Raw genomic sequence first — 16,914 nt, forward strand, 5'->3', positions numbered from 1 at the left:
GCCGGGTGTCAGTGCCGCCTGTTTTTCAAATAATTGAGCAATAGTCATAGAGCTGGGATAATCTGAGGCGGCCGGGTTAAAATCCACCAGGAGTTTCTTTTTTTCATCATCAGAAATCATATTCAGTTCACTGATTTTTTTGCCGAGGGCGACCGTCAGATGATCGATGGCGATATCGACATCTTGCCCTTTGACTTGGTCGATAAGGTCGTCATGCTCACCACTCAACAGGGCGGCGGTGATTAGGCTTGGGTTGGTCGTGGCGTCCTGCGGTCTTAGTCGAGCGATGGCGGATAGGTCGCCAGTATCTGCAACGATGGTGGTGTGTTTGGCAAGTTCGGTTAGGCTATTTTGGGCCATGAGTTTTCCTAAATAATTATCAGATAATGGCGTGAAATTAGCATATTTTCGGCGATTTTACCAGCGATTTGCGCAAGTTTCATGACAATATCATAAAATGCCGTAATCTAAATAGAAATTTTATAAAAATTATCAAAAAAGTGTGCGCAAGTCGGTAACAATTGTTCAAAATCATGGTATTATTAACGGTATTTTAGTAATTTAAGTATAAAAGGTTAAATGTATGAGCGATAATCAGGCGACGAACCTAGACACCAACCAAATCGGCGACTTGCGTGGCAAAATTGACAGCATTGATGAGCAAATTCAACGACTTATCAACGAGAGAGCAGGCATCGCCCAACAGGTTGCCATTGCCAAAAAGAACCATGAAGATCATCCCATTTTTTATCGCCCCGAACGTGAAGCCCAAGTGCTAAAAGCGGTCATGGCTCGCAACACAGGTCCCTTGTCGGGCGAGAAAATGGCACGCTTGTTCCGTGAGATTATGTCGGTGTGTTTGGAGCTTGAAGCCCCGCAAAAGGTCGCCTTTTTGGGGCCTGTTGGCACATTCACCCACGCCGCCGCTCTAAAACATTTTGGCAAGGCAGCGACGACCGTACCGCTTGCCACGATTACCGATGTGTTTCGTGAAGTGGAGGCAGGCTCTGCCATGTATGGCGTGGTGCCTGTGGAGAACTCGTCTGAGGGCGTGGTCAATCATACGTTGGACGCCTTTTTGGGGTCAAGCCTAAAAATCATCGGTGAGGTGGAGTTGCCCATTCATCATAACTTTTTGGTGGCAGAACACACCAAAGTAGATAGCCTAAGTCGCATTTATTCGCACCAGCAGTCGCTTGCTCAGTGCCGTCATTGGCTTGATGTCAATTTCCCCAATGTGGAGCGTGTGGCGGTATCCAGCAATGGCGAGGCGGCAAAACGCCTACAAAACGAATGGCATTCGGCAGCCATTGCAGGCGATGTGGCAGTGGCAGAATACGGCTTGCACAAACTGTACGAAAACATTGAGGACAACCCCAACAACACCACTCGCTTTCTTATCATCGGGCATGAGTCGGTCGCCCCAAGCGGTCAAGACAAAACGTCCATAGTCGTGTCAAGCCCAGACCGTGCGGGTGCGTTGATTGAGCTACTAGAACCCCTAAAAAAACATGGCGTATCCATGACGAGCATTGAGACCCGCCCCGAGCGTCCGAACAAATGGGCGTATGTGTTCTTTATTGACATGACAGGGCATATCGCTGATGACAACGTCAAAAACGCCATTGATGACATTGCCAAAATCGCCAAAGACGTGCGAGTGTTGGGGTCATATCCTAAGGCGGTTTTGTAATCCTCATCAATCAGACTTGATAGAGATCGAGTCTGATAAATTGTAACTTACGAATGAATAAAACATGATTATGTTCCAAAAAGTCGCCATTATCGGGCTTGGGCTGATTGGCGCGAGCATCATCAGTGCCATGCGCGATAGAGGGCTGTGCTACCATGTCATCGCTACCGATCATAATCTTGATGGGCTTGATTTTGCTAAGCGTATCGGGCTGATTGATGAGATCGGGTCGAGTGTGGCGGATGTGTGCCGTGATGATGTTGATTTGTTTATCATCGCAGCACCAACTAAGGCGACTGCACAAATCATCAACGAGCTTGCTCATGCTAAGATGGCTGGGCTGATCGCTGATGATGCCATCATCACAGATGTGGCAAGCACGAAAGGCAGCATCTATAAGGCAGTGCTAGAAGCATGCAAGAATGTGGATCAGCCAACTGATTTTTTGAACCTTGTGTTATCGCATCCCATCGCGGGTGCAGAGAATTCAGGCGTCACTGCGCGTAATGCCAGATTATTCGTTGGACGACAGTTTATTATCTGTGATGATAATCCATCCACTGCCCAGAACCGCTTTATCCAAAAAATCAAAGCTCTGTGGGAAGCGATCGGGGCGAATGTCATCATCATGACCAGCCAAAGACACGATGAGATCTTGGCTTATACGAGCCACCTACCACATTTATTATCCTTTAATCTGACCCATCAGCTTGCCAGCCACGATGATAATTTGGACATCTTTAGGTATGCAGCGGGCGGTTTTAGGGATTTTAGCCGTATTTCAGCAAGTAGTCCTATCATGTGGCATGATATTTTTATGGATAATAAGGATGCCTTGCTAAAGTCACTTGATGATTACGAAAAAAACTTGCAGGATTTTCGCAAGCTGATCGAGCAGGGCGATTCTGAGACATTGATAGCATGGCTGACCGCCGCTCGCCATGCACGCCGTCACTTTGGTCACATGCTTGCCCAAAGTCAAATCAGCCAAGCAGGTCAAAACAAACATAACGATTCAACCATACAGGAAAATGACATGACAAGCCAGTCTTATCACATTCGCCCAAGTCGCCATATCAACGGAACAATCACGGTTGCCGGCGATAAATCCATCTCTCACCGTTCTATTATGCTGGGTTCATTGGCGGATGGGGTGACTCATGTCAGTGGATTCTTAGAGGGTGAAGATGCTTTGGCGACCTTACAAGCCTTTAAGGATATGGGTGTAAAAATCGAGCGAGATGGTGATAAAGTTACCATCCATGGTGTCGGTGTGGACGGCCTAAGTGCGCCGCAAGATGCCTTATACATGGGGAATTCTGGCACAAGTATGCGCCTGCTTGCAGGGATTCTGTCTGCACAGGCTTTTGATAGTGTGATGACAGGTGATGTCAGCCTATCAAAACGTCCGATGGAGCGTGTGGCGACACCCCTAAGAAGCATGGGTGCAGCGATTCAGACCACGGGCGAAAAAGGCACTGCACCAATCTCTATTACCGGTGGTCAAAAGCTGTCTGCTATAGATTATACGCTGCCTGTGGCATCTGCTCAGATTAAGTCTTGTCTAATCTTGGCCAGCCTATGGGCGAATGGCACGACCACCATCACAGAGCCAGAAGTCAGCCGTGATCATACAGAGCGCATGCTGAAAGCTTTTGGTTATCCAATCAAAAAAGATGGTAATTCAATCTCTATCACAGGTGGTGGGCGTCTAACAGCGACAGATATTGTCGTGCCTGCTGACATCTCTAGCGCCGCATTCTTTATGGTGCTTGGCGCAATTGGCGGTGGCAATGGTTTAACAATTCGCAAGGTCGGCATGAACCCAACGCGTACGGGCTTAATCGATATTCTACGCCTAATGGGTGCTGATATCTCCGTGTCTAATGAGACTGTGGTTGGCGGTGAGCCGATCGCTGATATCACGGTTAAGCCATCTGAACTAAAAGGCATTGATATCCCTGAATATCTGGTGCCACTTGCGATTGATGAATTTCCTGTGTTGTTCGTCGCTGCCAGCTGCGCGATCGGTACGACCAAGTTAACAGGAGCTAAAGAACTCCGAGTTAAAGAATCTGATCGCATTCAGGTCATGGCTGATGGTCTAAGCGCTCTAGGTATTGACTGCACCGTACTGGATGATGGCATCATCATACAAGGTAAGGGTGAGCCGATGACTGGCAGTGAACGCAATGCTGTCTTTGGCGGTGGCGAGATCCAAAGTCATCACGACCATCGTATCGCCATGAGTTTTGCGGTGGCAAGTGTACGCGCATCGGACGATATTATCATCCAAGGCACAGAAACAGTAGCGACAAGTTTCCCGAATTTTGCTGAACTTGCCAATGAAGTAGGCTTAAACATCGCGGTTAGCTAATGGCAAATACAGGCATTCAAGCCACCCCAAAAGGGCTAATGACGGCTCTTTTGGCGTTTTTGATGTGGGGTAATTTTCCCTTTTATTTTAAGCTGTTAGACGGCTATCATGCCGTTGAAGTCATCGTGCATCGGGTGGTATGGACTTTCGCGGTACTAAGCCTTGTCATTATCATTGGTAAGCGAACAGCTTGGCTTAGCCAAATCCGCCAAAATCCCAAATGGCTTGGCTTGACCTTTGTATCGGCTCTACTGATTGGCACAAATTGGCTGACCTATGTGTGGGCGGTGGCAAATGATAGGGTGCTTGAAGCGAGCCTTGGTTATTTTATCAACCCCCTAATGGGCGTGAGCTTATCGTTGTTTATTTTTAAAGAACGATTAAGACCATTACAAAAAATCGCTGTCGCCCTTGCTGTGCTTGCCGTTGGCATTCAGGTGGTGCTGTTTGGCGGTGTGCCGTGGGTAAGCTTACTGCTTGCACTGTCCTTTGCCTTTTATGGGGTGTTGCAACGCCAAACGCCATTTAATGCCATAGATGGTTTGTTTATTGAGACGGCTTTATTATTGCCTTTATGTCTGATTTGGCTTGTTAGTGCAAGTGTTGTCAGCTCCAATGTGGCATTTTGGCTATCAAGCAGTATTTGGCTGCTTGCTTTGGCAGGCCCAATTACGCTGATTCCGCTATTATTGTATAATCAATCAACCAAACTCGTGAGTTTTAACACCTTATCATTTTTGGGTTATTTGACGCCTAGTATTGTCTTTATCATTGCGGTGTTTTATTATCATGAACCGATTGATGTCAAACGTTTGGCTATCTTTGGTTTGATTTGGCTTGGGCTTTTGATATTTAGCGTGGACATGGTTAGATATAGAAAATCTTAAATTAATTAAAGGAAATGTGATGAGTGACGTTGTCTTTGTGCAGGGATTAAAAATTGATACGGTCGTTGGGGTGTACGATTGGGAGCAGGCAATCAGGCAAAGCCTAATCATCGATGCCAAAATTAGCTGTGACATCAGCCAAGCGGCTGCCACAGATGACGTCGCGCATGCTGTGAATTATAAAACCGTCTGCGAAGACATTGAGCGAATTTGCCATGAGATGAAGGCAAAGCTATTAGAGTCGCTGGCGGAGAGTATCTGTCGCTATATCCTAGATCATTATCCCTGTCATAGCATTACGCTCACCATCCATAAGCCCAATGCCATCAAGCAAGCCAATAGCGTTGGTGTTAGCATTACGCGTAACAAATAATCACCATGGATAATACGATTGGCGACTTAAGTGATGAATTGATGGTGCGAAGCCTGGTGATCGCGCTTGGCAGTAATGCTGATAGTGAGCATGCCTTTAGCATCGCCAAAGCTGAGCTTATAAAGCTCGGTGATGTGTGCCACTCATCAATGGTCGTCGGTCGGGATTTTACAGGCAGGACGCAGGCCATCTATCATAACGCTTGCGTACATCTTAAGCTGGATGAACCCTGCTCGATGGGTGTTATCTGCCATAAATTAAAAGCCATCGAGAGGCTGTGCGGGCGTACAGATGATCGAAATGCCGTCTCTATGGATCTGGATGTCTTGGCGGTATCTGATGGTCATGGATGGAGCATTAGTCAAAAAAGGCTGCCATTTAAGGCGCATGAAAGAGCAGGCTTATCAGAAGTGGCGGATTTTTTATTGACGCACTAAAGAAAAAGCGGATGAAATTTATCCGCTTTTTAGTTTATTGATAATAATTTGTCCCGTCCGCCTGCGTTTTAAACCGCCGATGAAACCACATCCATTGGGCAATGTCTTTTTTGATACTATGCTCCATGATGTCGTTAATACGCTGGGCGTCCGCCACCTCATCATCGCTAGGATAATTATCAATGACAGGCGATAGGCTAATATGATAATGCGGACGTTTGCCTTTGGGGATATTGTCAGGCGTCTGGCGAATCATATCAAAGGCAATAAAAACAGGCGGATTTTTTTTATTCATACCAGCAAATCGTCTTTGGGCGGTAATGGTTGCAGACGGCACGCCAAAAAATGTCGCCATAACGCCATGCTCCAAGCCAAAATCTTGGTCAGGGCTATACCAGATGACTTTACCGTCTTTAATCCGACTGATGAGTTTTTTCATATCACGGCTGTTAATCTGCTCATCAAAAATATGACGGCGACCATTATATATAAACCATTCCAAAAGTGGATTATTTTGTTTGCGGTACATGCAATCAGCAGGGAAAAACTGAGTACATAACCGCCCACCCAAATCTAATGTCGTAAAATGCCCGCCCAATAATATCACCGCTTTATTTTCTTTTTGGGTGGTAATCAAATGCTGTAATCCTGAAATGCTAAACGTGCGTTTAAAGACATTGGGGCGAAACCATGCGTTTAGCGTTTCAAAAATACCAATACCTTGATTGACAAAAACCTGTTTGGCGATTAGCAATTTTTCATCATCTGATTTATCAGGGAACGCCAAAGTTAGATTGGTAAGCGTATCTTTTACCCGTCTTTTTATTAACATATATGCCAATTCGCCAATTTTTCTGCCAAGCCAAAATTGGATACGAAGTGGCAAATAAATAAGCGGTAAAAATATCATCAAGGCAAACCAAATTCCCCAATATTTTGGCAATAAAAATTTCCATTGAAATGGAGCTTTGTCCGCCATGCTCGTTTGTTTGTGCGTGGCGGTCAAATCGGGCATTTTTTTGATGTCAAATTGTGGGGCTTGGTTCTTGTCGTTGTCGGTGTGGCAATTGCCCCCACAGCAGTTTTTATTGCTCATTGTTTTTGCCTGTCTTTATTTTACCAAATTTTCCAATTCGTCCCAACGCTCCAATTTCTCCATAAGCAGTTCATCAATCTCCCCAAGCCGTTCGCTATATTGGGTCGCTAATGCCAAATCGCTAACGAATAGCGAACCGTCCGCCAGTTTGTCATTTAGCTCGCTTTGTTCGCTTTCAAGTTCGGCGATTTCGTTGGGTAGGCTTTCTAATTCACGCTGTTCTTTATAGGAGAGTTTGCGTTTTTGTTCAGCTTTGGGCGTGTCAGATTTTGGCTTGTCAGCTTTGACTGTTTCTGATTTTTCAACTTTATCCGCTTTGGGTTTGGTCGGTTCACTCCGTGCTTTTTGGGTCAGATAATCTTGATAACCGCCCACATATTCATCAATCACGCCATGACCGTCCTTGTCCGTGCCAAATACCCACGTCTGCGTTACCACGTTGTCCATAAAGGTGCGGTCGTGGCTGATGAGCAAAATCGTGCCGTCAAAGCCTGCGACAAACTCTTCCAGAAGTTCCAGCGTTGCCATGTCAAGGTCGTTGGTTGGCTCATCAAGCACCAGTACGTTGGCAGGTTTTAGCAAGTTTTTGGCAAGCAGAACACGGGCTTTTTCGCCCCCTGATAGGGCTTTGACAGGCGTTCTGGCACGGTTTGGTGTGAACAAAAAGTCCTGCAAATATCCCAAAATGTGCGTCCGTCTTCCACCCACGTCCACATAGTCCGAGCCTTCCGACACGTTTTCGGCAACGGATTTATCAAAGTCTAATTGGTCTTTTAATTGGTCAAAAAAGGCGATGTTTAAGTTCGTGCCGAGCTTGACCGTACCGCCCACTTTGGCAGAATCATCAAGCCCAAGCACGGTGCGGATTAGGGTGGTTTTACCTACGCCATTATTACCGATGATACCGACTTTATCGCCACGCATGAGCAGGGTTGAGAAGTTTTTTACCAGTGTTTTGCCGTCATATTGCAGGCTTAAGTCCTTGACTTCACAGACGATTTTTCCTGATTTTTCGGATACGTTTTGGGTCAGTGAGACACTGCCCGCCACATCACGGCGTTGTTTTCGCTCTTCACGAAGTGCCTTTAATGCACGCACACGCCCTTCGTTGCGAGTACGCCTTGCCTTAATGCCTTGGCGAATCCACACTTCTTCTTGGGCAAGTTTTTTGTCAAATTCTTCAAAGGATTTTTGTTCGCTGGCAAGCTCCAATTCCTTTAACTCTTGGTAGCGAGCATAACCCTTGACCCCTTGGGTTACGTCATAAGTTGAGAGTTTGCCACGGTCTAGCTCCACAATGCGAGTGGCAAGATTATCCACGAATTTGCGATCGTGCGTGATAAATAGCACGGTCAAATTTTGCCCGAGCAGGTAATTTTCTAGCCAGTCAATGCTCTCTACGTCCAAATGGTTGGTCGGCTCATCAAGTAGCAACACATCAGGCTTAACCACCAACGCCCGAGCAAGCAAAACCCGTCTTTTTCGTCCGCCCGATAGGTCGGCAAGGCGGTCGGTGGGGTTTAGCCCCATGTTGTCAAGCAAGGTGCGAGCGTTTCGCTCCAAATCCCAACCATGCAAAGCGTCAATCTCATGCTGTACGTCCGTCATACGCTCGCAAGCGGTCATGTCGCCTGCCCCACATTTGTCCGATAGGTCGTGGTATTGGCGAAGCAGGGTTGCCACTTTTTCATCGCCATTCATGACAATGTCAAGCAAGGTGCCATCATCGTTTGGCACGTCTTGGGCAAGCATGGCAACACGCAAGCCGTCTGCAATGATAATCTCGCCGTCATCAGGGGCTTGCGTGCCGTCAATGAGCTTAAAGAGTGTGGATTTGCCTTCGCCATTTCGTCCGATGAGACACACCCGCTCGCCCGTATCAAGGCTAAAATTAACGTGGTCTAAGACAGGAGCAACGCCAAAGGCAAGGGAGATATTTTTTAGATGAATAAGTGCCATAACTTGCTTTCAATGATAAAATGCGTAAATTATAGCAAATTTTACACCTTAAAGGGGAAAATAAAATGACCGACGCCCACGCTGACATTACCGATTTGCAAATCAAAATCGCCTATCTTGAAAATACGGTAGATACGCTAAATGACGTCATCGCCCAGCAGGACAGAGCGTTAAAAGACTTACAAGACCAATTAAAACTATTGTATAAATTCTTAGAAAGTCGTGATGATGACGGCATTGCTCCGTTTGATTTACTGGCGGACAGACCACCGCATTATTAACAAAAATTGCCGATAAGTAAAATACAAATTGCAATGAAATTACTTAAGTTTATCTCTTGTGTTGCAGTAAAATTTGTTTTAATATGTACAAACGCAAGTTGTTACACTTTATGTCTAGGATGATGTCTTGCGTATCAACGGGTTGGTGAATAAAACCCACAACAAGGACAAACTTGGAGAATGATGATGTCTAAATTTAATTATACAACGCTTGCCATTGCAGTCGCTTCTATCGGTGCAATTGGCTCGGCGCATGCGGCAGGTCTTGATCGCTCAGGTCAGGACGTCACGGCATTTTTACAAGATGGAACTTATGGCGAAGTGGTCTACACCTATATTGATGCGGACATCTCGGGTAAGGATACATCTGGCAACTCAATCTCTGACATCGCCGAAGCCTATGACTTTGCTCGCTTTGGTGTGAAAGCGGACATTAATGACACGTTTAGCGTGGGCGTACTCTATGATGAGCCATGGGGTGCAGCGGTACAGTATGGTGGGAGTAATAACTTTGTCAGCCAAGGGGCGGATACAACAGTTAATGCCTTAACTGGCGGGCTTGCCCCTAATGTGGCAACCGCCCAAGCAGGACTGTCACAAGCACAAGCAGGCATTGCTCAGCTACAAGCAGCCATTGCACAAACAGCGGCAGCTGGTGGTGACATCACCGCCTTACAAGCACAACTTGCTAGCACTGTAACTACTGCTCGTAGCTTGGGCAGTGCATTAAATGTTGCATCTACTGCTGAGGCACAGCAAGGTGAGGGTACCAACGTAGAAATCCGCACCCAAAACGCCACATTGCTACTTGGTGCCAAATTGGGTGAAAAGAAAAACTTCCAAATCTATGGCGGTCCGCAGATGCAACGCCTGACTGGTGAAGTGCATTTGCGTGGCACCGCTTATGGACCGATGACAGGCTATGATGCCAACATCGGAGCGGACATGGGTTATGGCTGGGTCGCTGGTGTTGCTTATCATAAGCCTGAGATTGCCCTAAAAGCTGCCTTGACCTACCGCTCTGAGATTGACCACGAGCGTTCTATTGCCGAAGTGGTGCCTGCCACAACCTATGCAGGCTCTCAAAACTTTAAAGTAACACTACCTGAGTCCTGGAACCTAGATTTTCAAACTGGCATCAACCCAACCACGCTCCTAACTGCCAAAGTACGCTATGTACCATGGTCTGACTTTGATATTCGTCCACCACAGTATGGCAACGTAACCGCCCTAGGAAATAACAACGTGCCATTACCCATCGTGGGTTATGACAAAGACCAATGGTCAGCCGAAGTTGGTTTGGGCAAAAAGGTTAGTGATAAACTGGCTGTATCAGGCAGTGTCGGCTATGACAGTGGAGCAGGCAATCCTGTCAGTACGCTTGGACCCATCAAAGGTTATTACAGCCTAGGTTTGGGTGCAAAATATAACGTTACTCCAGAATGGTCAGTATCGGTGGGTGGCAAATACCTGAAATTTGGCGATGCTACCGCTCAGTTGCCTAATGGTGTAAAAGTGGGTGAATTTGATGATAATGATGGCTTTATCGCAGGTGTGAAGCTAGCCTATCAGCAAAAATAATCATGGCAAAATGTTTAAGACAAGCCAAAGCAGGTGTTTTGGCTTGTTTTTTTATTTTTAAAATAAGCAAAAATCTGCTATCATAAGCCCAAATTTTAACTTTATTATCCAATATGAAAATCCTACCCGAAAAACAATTTCTGATCGCGCCATCTATCCTATCTGCTGACTTCGCTAGGCTTGGTGAAGATACCGCAGCCGTGCTAAGCGCAGGGGCGGACGTGGTGCATTTTGATGTCATGGATAACCACTATGTGCCAAATTTGACCTTCGGGGCGATGGTCTGCCGTGCCTTAAAAGACTATGGCATTACCGCTCCCATTGATGTGCATCTTATGGTAAAGCCTGTCGATAGAATGATTGAAGAATTTATCAAGGCAGGGGCGGATATTATCACGTTCCACCCAGAGGCAAGCGAGCATATTGACCGTAGCCTACAGCTTATCAAGGACAATGGTGTCAAATGCGGACTTGTTTTCAACCCTGCCACGCCACTGCATTACTTGGATTATACCATCGATAAACTTGATCAGATTCTTATCATGAGTGTCAATCCTGGTTTTGGTGGTCAGAAATTCATTGATGGCACGCTTGATAAAGTGCGCGCAGTTCGCAAGATGATCGATGAGCGTGGGCTTGACATTCGCCTAGAGATTGACGGTGGCGTCAATCCTGATAACATCCGCGCAATCGCAGAGGCGGGCGTGGACATGTTTGTGGCAGGATCGGCGATTTTTAATAAGCCTGATTATAAGACCGTCATCGATCAGATGCGCGCAGAACTTGCCTTAGTGCGGACAAAGGTAATCTAATGAGCGATAAACACAATTCAAGAGATGCCAACATTGCACCTAAAAGCGTCATCCCGTTGGGCGTTACCATCTCTTTGTTCATCGCATCGCTTGTACTAAGCTTGGCAGGGTACGGCTTTCGTCTGATGGCGGGCGATGATGTGAATGACGTGCTGAGTCATGCGATGAAGGTTGTGCCATTTTTCTTATTTGTCATGCCGGCATTGATTTGGCTTGGTAGCGTAGCACTAAACAAAATGGGTAAGGCTACCATTCATCCGCGTAATGCGTGGACGTTGGGCTGGCTGTTGTCCACGGTCGCCATGTTATCCATCATGGGAGTGTATAGCTAATGTTAGGTCGTCTCATTCCTGATAGAATCGTGCCCAAAGACATCCCAAAAGGCTTAATCTTAACCTTGATTGTCTTAGTGATGCTGATCGGGTTGTCAGGTTTTCGCTTAGGCGAAGGTGATCGCCTGCAAGGTTGGCTGCATGTGTTTGAAAATTGGGTCATCTGTCTGATTCTCATCCCTGCCTTTACTGCCTTGGTCGCAGCACCCATCAAATACCGCGATCGCAGTTTTGACCTTAAGATGGCGTATTATCTTGGTATGTTTGTCTCGTTTTTATTCATGATGGCAAAGCTTCGCTATTGGCGTTGAGACTTGAAAATTTTGCCATTGTCTCTATTATAGTTATAATTGCAAAATTTTGGAGTGGTTGATGTTTGATAAAGCTGATGATGAATTGATTAAGCGTCTGATAGAAGAGGCTGAGGCCATTATTGAAGAAGAACTTCAAAAAAAATTACATCAAGAAAACAAGGCTGCTGGCGCAAAAAATCAGGATGAAGGTGCCCATCAAGATTATTCTGATGATGTTCAACAGCCTGCGCCAAAAAAATCACGAAAAAGAATCACGAAGTCTAGCGATGCCTCAAGTGAGTCTGCAGATGGTTTGGCTGCAGAATCAAGCGATCAAGATCCACCTAAACGTCGTCGAGGTCGCCCAAGAAAGGTAGTCAAGCCAGAAGTCGCCGATGATGAGGCTAATAGTACAGTTGCTAACTTGTCATCATCTACCACCAACAAAAAACCCATCGCAAAAAGCCTTATCAAGGAGCGAGTCGATGGTGAGATGATGATAAAAGAGGCAATATTAGAATTCGTTGAGCGTGAAGATGGTGTGCTGACATTGCAAGAAGTGGGTAATGAAGATGAGCCGATGGTAACCATTCAATTCTCAGAGCAAGTGAAGGCGATGATTGGCAAAGATGAGATTCAGAATGTCGGTCAAAACATGATTCATGCCGCCATCGCTACTGTCATGCAACGTCAAATGAATGCATGGCATGCCCACGTCTATGATGAGCAGCCAGCCCATTATAGTTGATATGAATAAACAAAAGCCACGAATTGTGGCTTTTGTTTTATTTCGGTGATTCGGTTGGTTAATTGGCTTCAATGAGCCCGTGTCTAATAGCAAGGTGTGTGAGTTTGACGTCGCTATTAACACCTAATTTCTCAAAAATGCGATAACGATAGGTGTTCACGGTCTTGACGCTAACGAACAGCTGATCGGCAATCTCTTGGGCGCTTTGGCAATTCACAACCATCATCGCAACTTGTTTTTCGCGTTCAGACAGCGCATCAAAAGGTGATTCCGCCTGTTCGCCAAGTACGGTATCTGCCAGCTGTTCGGCGACATCGTGGCTAAAGTACTTACCGCCACCATGCACCTTCTTGATGGCGCGAATCATCTCGTCGAGTGGCGTGCCTTTGGTGATGTATCCATTGACCCCTGCCTTTAGTAGCATCGAAGGGTAGGGCTGTGCTGATAGGCTGGACACGGCGAGCACTTTGATGTTCTGATCGATTTGCTTGATGCGGCGAGTTGCCTCAACGCCGCCCACATTTGGCATATTGACATCCAGTAGTACAACATCGGGGCGATGCTGTCTTGCAAGTTGAACCGCGGCATCGCCATTGTCAGCTTCGGCGATCACTTCGATCTGAGCGTCATCATCAAGCATTCGCGCAATACCCATGCGCACTAAATCGTGATCATCGACCACCAATACTTTAATCGACATGTGTGTTCCTTGGATGTTGTTTCATTTTTGAAAGTTTAGCATAATTTGTAATGATTACAACTAAATATTATAGATTTTAAGATTCATCAATTTTATTGAAAAAATAACCAAATTATTACCAGAAAATTACCCGTTATAATTATTTACAATATTACTAATCTTTTGGGGTGTTTTTGGGGATTTTTGGCTAAAAATATACGCTTTTGTCACACATTAGACAATTTGATGTGTTAGAATAAAGACATCAAAAATTGTCTTTATTTTGGGTGGATTGCATAGACAATCTAATAAATACCCAAGGGTGTCGCTTGTGCTTTTTTAAGATGTTCCCATCACAAATCACAAAAGTGCGGCGAATCAATAGGCGAGTGGTCGCCCATAGTTAAGGATTTATCATGAAAAATGCTAAATTAATGAAACGTGCCAGTGCTCAGATTGCTGTTTTGGCTTTAATGACTTCAGGTGCTTCGGCGAATGCGTTCACTGTAGATAGCAGCAACCAACGCACCGTGACTGTTACTCGTGCCACACCAGCGGTAACCACCACAGTCACTCGTGCTGTACCTACACCACCGCCTAGCAATACAGTAAAAACCACCAAAACCCTCACGCCAGCAACAGTTCCTACCGTTAGCTATCGTTCACAGCCTACTCAGACAACGTATAATACGCCAACCTACACCGCGCCTGCCGCTCCTGTGACACCAGTCACCACCATGAATACGGTCAATGCTAATCATTACAATGCACCTGTATTTGATCAGCTTGCTATTAGCACCAATTCATCAGCGGTGGCGGTGCTAGATCTTCAGTCAGGTGATCTGATTTATTCAAAGAACATCGATGCCACACGGTCTATCGCTTCTGTGACTAAAGTGATGACTGCAATGGTCATCTTGGATGCTGGGCTTGACATGCGTGAAGACATCACCATCATCCCATCTGACCTAGTGGGCGCCAAAAAAGCAAGTACGAACCTACGCGCAGGCGATCGCCTAAGCCGCTCAGAGTTCACCTTAATGATGCTGATGAAGTCAGAAAACCCAGCCGCTAAAGCCCTTGCCCGTACTTACCCAGGTGGCTATGATGCATTCATCCGTGCGATGAATGACAAGGCTGCCAGCCTGGGGATGTATCAAACCAGCTTCTCTGATTCATCAGGTCTAGATCCGCGCAACGTCGCTTCTGCTAACGACCTTGTGAAGATGATGAGAGCCGTTAGCGAAGAGGGTCGCTATCAGCTAATCCGCAACTTCTCAACTGCGCCTAGCTATGATTTTTATATCACCAATTTCAATAGCGGCAACAGAACCTATAAAGCCAACAACACCAGTCGCCTAGTACGTTCTGGCGGTCATTCCATCGGGGTGTCTAAGACCGGTTTTATCCGTGAGGCGGGTTACTGTGTGGTGATGGAGACACATGTGAATAACAAGCCTGCGGTTATTGTTCTGCTTGGCGCCAATGCATCTCAGTCTCGTTGGAATGATGCGGAAAACATCTTGACTGAGCTTGCTTATCGTCGTTAATTCCTGATGATTTAATCATTAACATTAAGCCTGGATTTATGGATCTAGGCTTTTTTGTGCTGATAATTTACGTTATAATGACATGATTTTTTATGATTAAATTGCCTTATGTCAAGCCCAAAACTCTACCTGCTCACCAATGATGATGAGATCACAACGCTTATTGATAAATTAGAACGCGCATTAGACACAGGCGTGGTATCGCTACTGCAGATTCGCCGAAAGGCAACACTTAAGCAATACGACTTGGCGACAGTTTACCAAGAAGCAGAGCTTCTGGTGAGTCTTGCGGATGAATATGATGTCGATGTGGTGATGAATGATGACTTGGAGTTGGCATCGCATTTTTGCACAGGTTTGCATTTGGGGCAGCGAGATGGCAGTGTGGCAGTGGCGCGAGAAATTCTAGGCGATGATGTGGTGATTGGTCGCACTTGCCATTCGGACATCGCATTATTCAAGCAAGCCAAAAAAGAAGGTGCAACCTATGGGGCGATGGGCACTGTGTTTGCCTCTTTGACCAAGCCAAAAGCAGGGCTTGTATCCATGCCAACACTTCAAAAAACCGCCAATCTAGGCTTGCCATTATGCGTAATAGGCGGCATCGCGCTCGATAACGCGTATCAGCTTCGAGATGGGTTGGCGGGCACACCGCTAGAATACATCGCAGTGACGGCAGACATCATGTCACACAGTAGCGATACTATCGCCGCCAAATGCCGAGCATGGCAACTCAAATTGCAAAATTGGTAATCTATATTCTCATGACAGACATCCAGATTCATACGCCTAGTTTTACACCCAACTTTCACACCCACTTTATCGCCCAAACGGACGCAAGTTTTGCCCTATGGCTTGCTACCCTTGCCAAAGACAGCACGGATTTAACCTTAGTCATTTGCCAATCCCAAAGCGAACTACAACGCCTTGCCGATGAACTGCACTTTTTTGGCATATCCGCCCATGTGTTTGCCGATTATGAGACGCTTGTTTATGACAATCTGTCGGTACACCAAGACATTATTTCCGAGCGGATTGACCTTTTGACTCATATGCCAACAAGTGGCGTGTTACTGATGAGCGTGCAGACGCTCATGCAAAAAATCACACCGCCAAGCTATCTTTTGGGGCGGTTTTTTGATTTGAATGTGGGCGATACCTTTGACATAGAGCGTGAGCGTGAACGCCTTGCCAAGGCAGGCTATAAGGCAGTGGATAACGTCTATATGGCGGGCGAATTTGCCGTGCGTGGGAGCATTGTGGATATTTTTGCGGTGGGGCAAGCCTTGCCGTTTCGTTTGGAATTATTTGACGATGAGATAGAAACGATTAAATTTTTTAATCCTGATACTCAGCGAACCGTTACCGATGAAGAGCTTGATAAGCTCAAAAAAGACGGCGTGTTTGACGACAAAACCGCCCCAACATCGCCCAAGGTGGCAAGTTTTCGCCTGTTGCCTGCCCGTGAATTTGACTTGGACGACAAAGAGACGTTCCGCCAGAATTTTGCGAGCCTTTTTCCCAATGCGTCCGCTCGCAAGGTGGAATTTTATAATGATGTCATGAATGGCATACAGCCGTCTGGGGTGGAGTATTACGCACCGCTGTTTTTTGATTTGCATGAATGGCAGACGACAGGCACGCTGTTTCATTATTTGCCCAAAAATACGCTGGTTGTCTGTGATGACAATTTGTCCGCTCATCATCACGACTTTTGGGAGCAGGTAAACGCACGCTATCATTCTCGGGCGTTTGATAAGGACGTGCCAATCCTACCCCCTGATTATTTGTATTTGCCAAGCAATGAATTTTTTCA

At 46.1% G+C, this 16,914-nt stretch carries 17 protein-coding genes and 1 pseudogene; 14 read left to right on the forward strand and 4 right to left on the reverse strand.

The window, feature by feature from the left end; genetic code table 11:
* Positions 1-360: transaldolase family protein (locus tag GY683_RS00390; protein WP_297286869.1), on the reverse strand; the 360-nt coding region annotated here is incomplete at its 3' end.
* A 223-nt stretch (positions 361-583) separates the two neighbouring features.
* Between GY683_RS00390 and pheA the strand changes: the two genes are divergently transcribed.
* The 5 genes from pheA (at position 584) to GY683_RS00415 (ending at position 5,767) form a co-directional block, all read left to right on the forward strand.
* The gene (pheA, locus tag GY683_RS00395; protein WP_297286870.1) at positions 584-1,693 is read left to right on the forward strand and encodes a prephenate dehydratase; all 1,110 of its coding nucleotides are present in this window, start codon (positions 584-586) and stop codon (positions 1,691-1,693) included.
* A 64-nt stretch (positions 1,694-1,757) separates the two neighbouring features.
* Positions 1,758-4,070 carry a bifunctional prephenate dehydrogenase/3-phosphoshikimate 1-carboxyvinyltransferase gene (locus GY683_RS00400; protein WP_297286871.1) on the forward strand — a complete coding sequence of 771 codons (2,313 nt, stop codon included), beginning with the start codon at positions 1,758-1,760 and terminating at the stop codon, positions 4,068-4,070.
* Positions 4,070-4,957, forward strand: a complete 888-nt coding sequence (gene rarD, locus GY683_RS00405; RefSeq protein WP_297286872.1) for an EamA family transporter RarD — start codon at positions 4,070-4,072, stop codon at positions 4,955-4,957. Before GY683_RS00400 ends, rarD begins: the two co-directional genes overlap by 1 nt.
* Before the next feature lie 19 nt (positions 4,958-4,976).
* Positions 4,977-5,330, forward strand: a complete 354-nt coding sequence (gene folB, locus GY683_RS00410; protein ID WP_297286873.1) for a dihydroneopterin aldolase — start codon at positions 4,977-4,979, stop codon at positions 5,328-5,330.
* Between the two features lie 5 nt (positions 5,331-5,335).
* Positions 5,336-5,767: a 2-amino-4-hydroxy-6-hydroxymethyldihydropteridine diphosphokinase gene (locus GY683_RS00415; RefSeq protein WP_297286874.1), complete on the forward strand. Its 432-nt coding sequence runs from the start codon at positions 5,336-5,338 to the stop codon at positions 5,765-5,767.
* Positions 5,768-5,801: 34 nt separating this feature from the next.
* Here the strand turns inward: GY683_RS00415 and GY683_RS00420 are convergent, their stop codons facing one another.
* Both GY683_RS00420 and GY683_RS00425 read right to left on the reverse strand, forming a co-directional pair.
* Complete coding sequence (locus GY683_RS00420) at positions 5,802-6,782, reverse strand: lipid A biosynthesis acyltransferase (RefSeq protein ID WP_297286884.1); 981 nt, start codon at positions 6,780-6,782, stop codon at positions 5,802-5,804.
* 96 nt (positions 6,783-6,878) lie between these two features.
* Positions 6,879-8,822 carry an ATP-binding cassette domain-containing protein gene (locus GY683_RS00425; protein WP_297286875.1) on the reverse strand — a complete coding sequence of 648 codons (1,944 nt, stop codon included), beginning with the start codon at positions 8,820-8,822 and terminating at the stop codon, positions 6,879-6,881.
* 65 nt (positions 8,823-8,887) lie between these two features.
* On the opposite strand from GY683_RS00425, the gene GY683_RS00430 reads away from it, so the two are divergent.
* From GY683_RS00430 to GY683_RS00455, 6 genes are all read left to right on the forward strand, one after another.
* Entirely contained in the window at positions 8,888-9,103 is a 216-nt protein-coding gene (locus tag GY683_RS00430) for a SlyX family protein (protein ID WP_297286876.1), read from the forward strand.
* A gap of 183 nt (positions 9,104-9,286) precedes the next feature.
* A complete protein-coding gene (locus tag GY683_RS00435; RefSeq protein ID WP_297286877.1) occupies positions 9,287-10,684 on the forward strand; it encodes an OmpP1/FadL family transporter in 1,398 nt (465 codons plus the stop codon).
* Between the two features lie 113 nt (positions 10,685-10,797).
* Positions 10,798-11,496 carry a ribulose-phosphate 3-epimerase gene (rpe, locus tag GY683_RS00440; protein ID WP_297286878.1) on the forward strand — a complete coding sequence of 233 codons (699 nt, stop codon included), beginning with the start codon at positions 10,798-10,800 and terminating at the stop codon, positions 11,494-11,496.
* Positions 11,496-11,828 carry a hypothetical protein gene (locus GY683_RS00445; protein ID WP_297286879.1) on the forward strand — a complete coding sequence of 111 codons (333 nt, stop codon included), beginning with the start codon at positions 11,496-11,498 and terminating at the stop codon, positions 11,826-11,828. The genes rpe and GY683_RS00445 overlap by 1 nt, the downstream gene beginning before the upstream one ends.
* Positions 11,828-12,139, forward strand: a complete 312-nt coding sequence (locus GY683_RS00450; protein WP_297286880.1) for a hypothetical protein — start codon at positions 11,828-11,830, stop codon at positions 12,137-12,139. The genes GY683_RS00445 and GY683_RS00450 overlap by 1 nt, the downstream gene beginning before the upstream one ends.
* A gap of 61 nt (positions 12,140-12,200) precedes the next feature.
* Positions 12,201-12,869, forward strand: a complete 669-nt coding sequence (locus GY683_RS00455) for a hypothetical protein (RefSeq protein WP_297286881.1) — start codon at positions 12,201-12,203, stop codon at positions 12,867-12,869.
* A 58-nt stretch (positions 12,870-12,927) separates the two neighbouring features.
* Here GY683_RS00455 and GY683_RS00460 read toward each other — a convergent pair whose 3' ends face one another.
* Complete coding sequence (locus tag GY683_RS00460) at positions 12,928-13,569, reverse strand: response regulator (RefSeq protein ID WP_046699939.1); 642 nt, start codon at positions 13,567-13,569, stop codon at positions 12,928-12,930.
* Between the two features lie 395 nt (positions 13,570-13,964).
* On the opposite strand from GY683_RS00460, the gene GY683_RS00465 reads away from it, so the two are divergent.
* From GY683_RS00465 to GY683_RS00475, 3 genes and pseudogenes are all read left to right on the forward strand, one after another.
* A complete protein-coding gene (locus GY683_RS00465; RefSeq protein WP_297286882.1) occupies positions 13,965-15,098 on the forward strand; it encodes a D-alanyl-D-alanine carboxypeptidase family protein in 1,134 nt (377 codons plus the stop codon).
* Positions 15,099-15,206: 108 nt separating this feature from the next.
* Entirely contained in the window at positions 15,207-15,851 is a 645-nt protein-coding gene (locus tag GY683_RS00470; RefSeq protein WP_297286883.1) for a thiamine phosphate synthase, read from the forward strand.
* Positions 15,852-15,862: 11 nt separating this feature from the next.
* Positions 15,863-16,914: pseudogene (locus tag GY683_RS00475) on the forward strand (transcription-repair coupling factor); the annotation flags it as partial.

It is taken from the genome of Moraxella sp. (assembly GCF_024227015.1).
GTDB lineage: Bacteria > Pseudomonadota > Gammaproteobacteria > Pseudomonadales > Moraxellaceae > Moraxella.

What these genes read in the sequence shown, in the direction of transcription:
- pheA (WP_297286870.1), top strand. Translation starts at nt 584, where the DNA reads ATGAGCGATAATCAGGCGACGAACCTAGACACCAACCAAATCGGCGAC.
- GY683_RS00400 (WP_297286871.1), top strand. Translation starts at nt 1,758, where the DNA reads ATGATTATGTTCCAAAAAGTCGCCATTATCGGGCTTGGGCTGATTGGC.
- rarD (WP_297286872.1), top strand. Translation starts at nt 4,070, where the DNA reads ATGGCAAATACAGGCATTCAAGCCACCCCAAAAGGGCTAATGACGGCT.
- folB (WP_297286873.1), top strand. Translation starts at nt 4,977, where the DNA reads ATGAGTGACGTTGTCTTTGTGCAGGGATTAAAAATTGATACGGTCGTT.
- GY683_RS00415 (WP_297286874.1), top strand. Translation starts at nt 5,336, where the DNA reads ATGGATAATACGATTGGCGACTTAAGTGATGAATTGATGGTGCGAAGC.
- GY683_RS00420 (WP_297286884.1), bottom strand. Translation starts at nt 6,782, where the DNA reads ATGCCCGATTTGACCGCCACGCACAAACAAACGAGCATGGCGGACAAA.
- GY683_RS00425 (WP_297286875.1), bottom strand. Translation starts at nt 8,822, where the DNA reads ATGGCACTTATTCATCTAAAAAATATCTCCCTTGCCTTTGGCGTTGCT.
- GY683_RS00430 (WP_297286876.1), top strand. Translation starts at nt 8,888, where the DNA reads ATGACCGACGCCCACGCTGACATTACCGATTTGCAAATCAAAATCGCC.
- GY683_RS00435 (WP_297286877.1), top strand. Translation starts at nt 9,287, where the DNA reads ATGATGTCTAAATTTAATTATACAACGCTTGCCATTGCAGTCGCTTCT.
- rpe (WP_297286878.1), top strand. Translation starts at nt 10,798, where the DNA reads ATGAAAATCCTACCCGAAAAACAATTTCTGATCGCGCCATCTATCCTA.
- GY683_RS00445 (WP_297286879.1), top strand. Translation starts at nt 11,496, where the DNA reads ATGAGCGATAAACACAATTCAAGAGATGCCAACATTGCACCTAAAAGC.
- GY683_RS00450 (WP_297286880.1), top strand. Translation starts at nt 11,828, where the DNA reads ATGTTAGGTCGTCTCATTCCTGATAGAATCGTGCCCAAAGACATCCCA.
- GY683_RS00455 (WP_297286881.1), top strand. Translation starts at nt 12,201, where the DNA reads ATGTTTGATAAAGCTGATGATGAATTGATTAAGCGTCTGATAGAAGAG.
- GY683_RS00460 (WP_046699939.1), bottom strand. Translation starts at nt 13,569, where the DNA reads ATGTCGATTAAAGTATTGGTGGTCGATGATCACGATTTAGTGCGCATG.
- GY683_RS00465 (WP_297286882.1), top strand. Translation starts at nt 13,965, where the DNA reads ATGAAAAATGCTAAATTAATGAAACGTGCCAGTGCTCAGATTGCTGTT.
- GY683_RS00470 (WP_297286883.1), top strand. Translation starts at nt 15,207, where the DNA reads ATGTCAAGCCCAAAACTCTACCTGCTCACCAATGATGATGAGATCACA.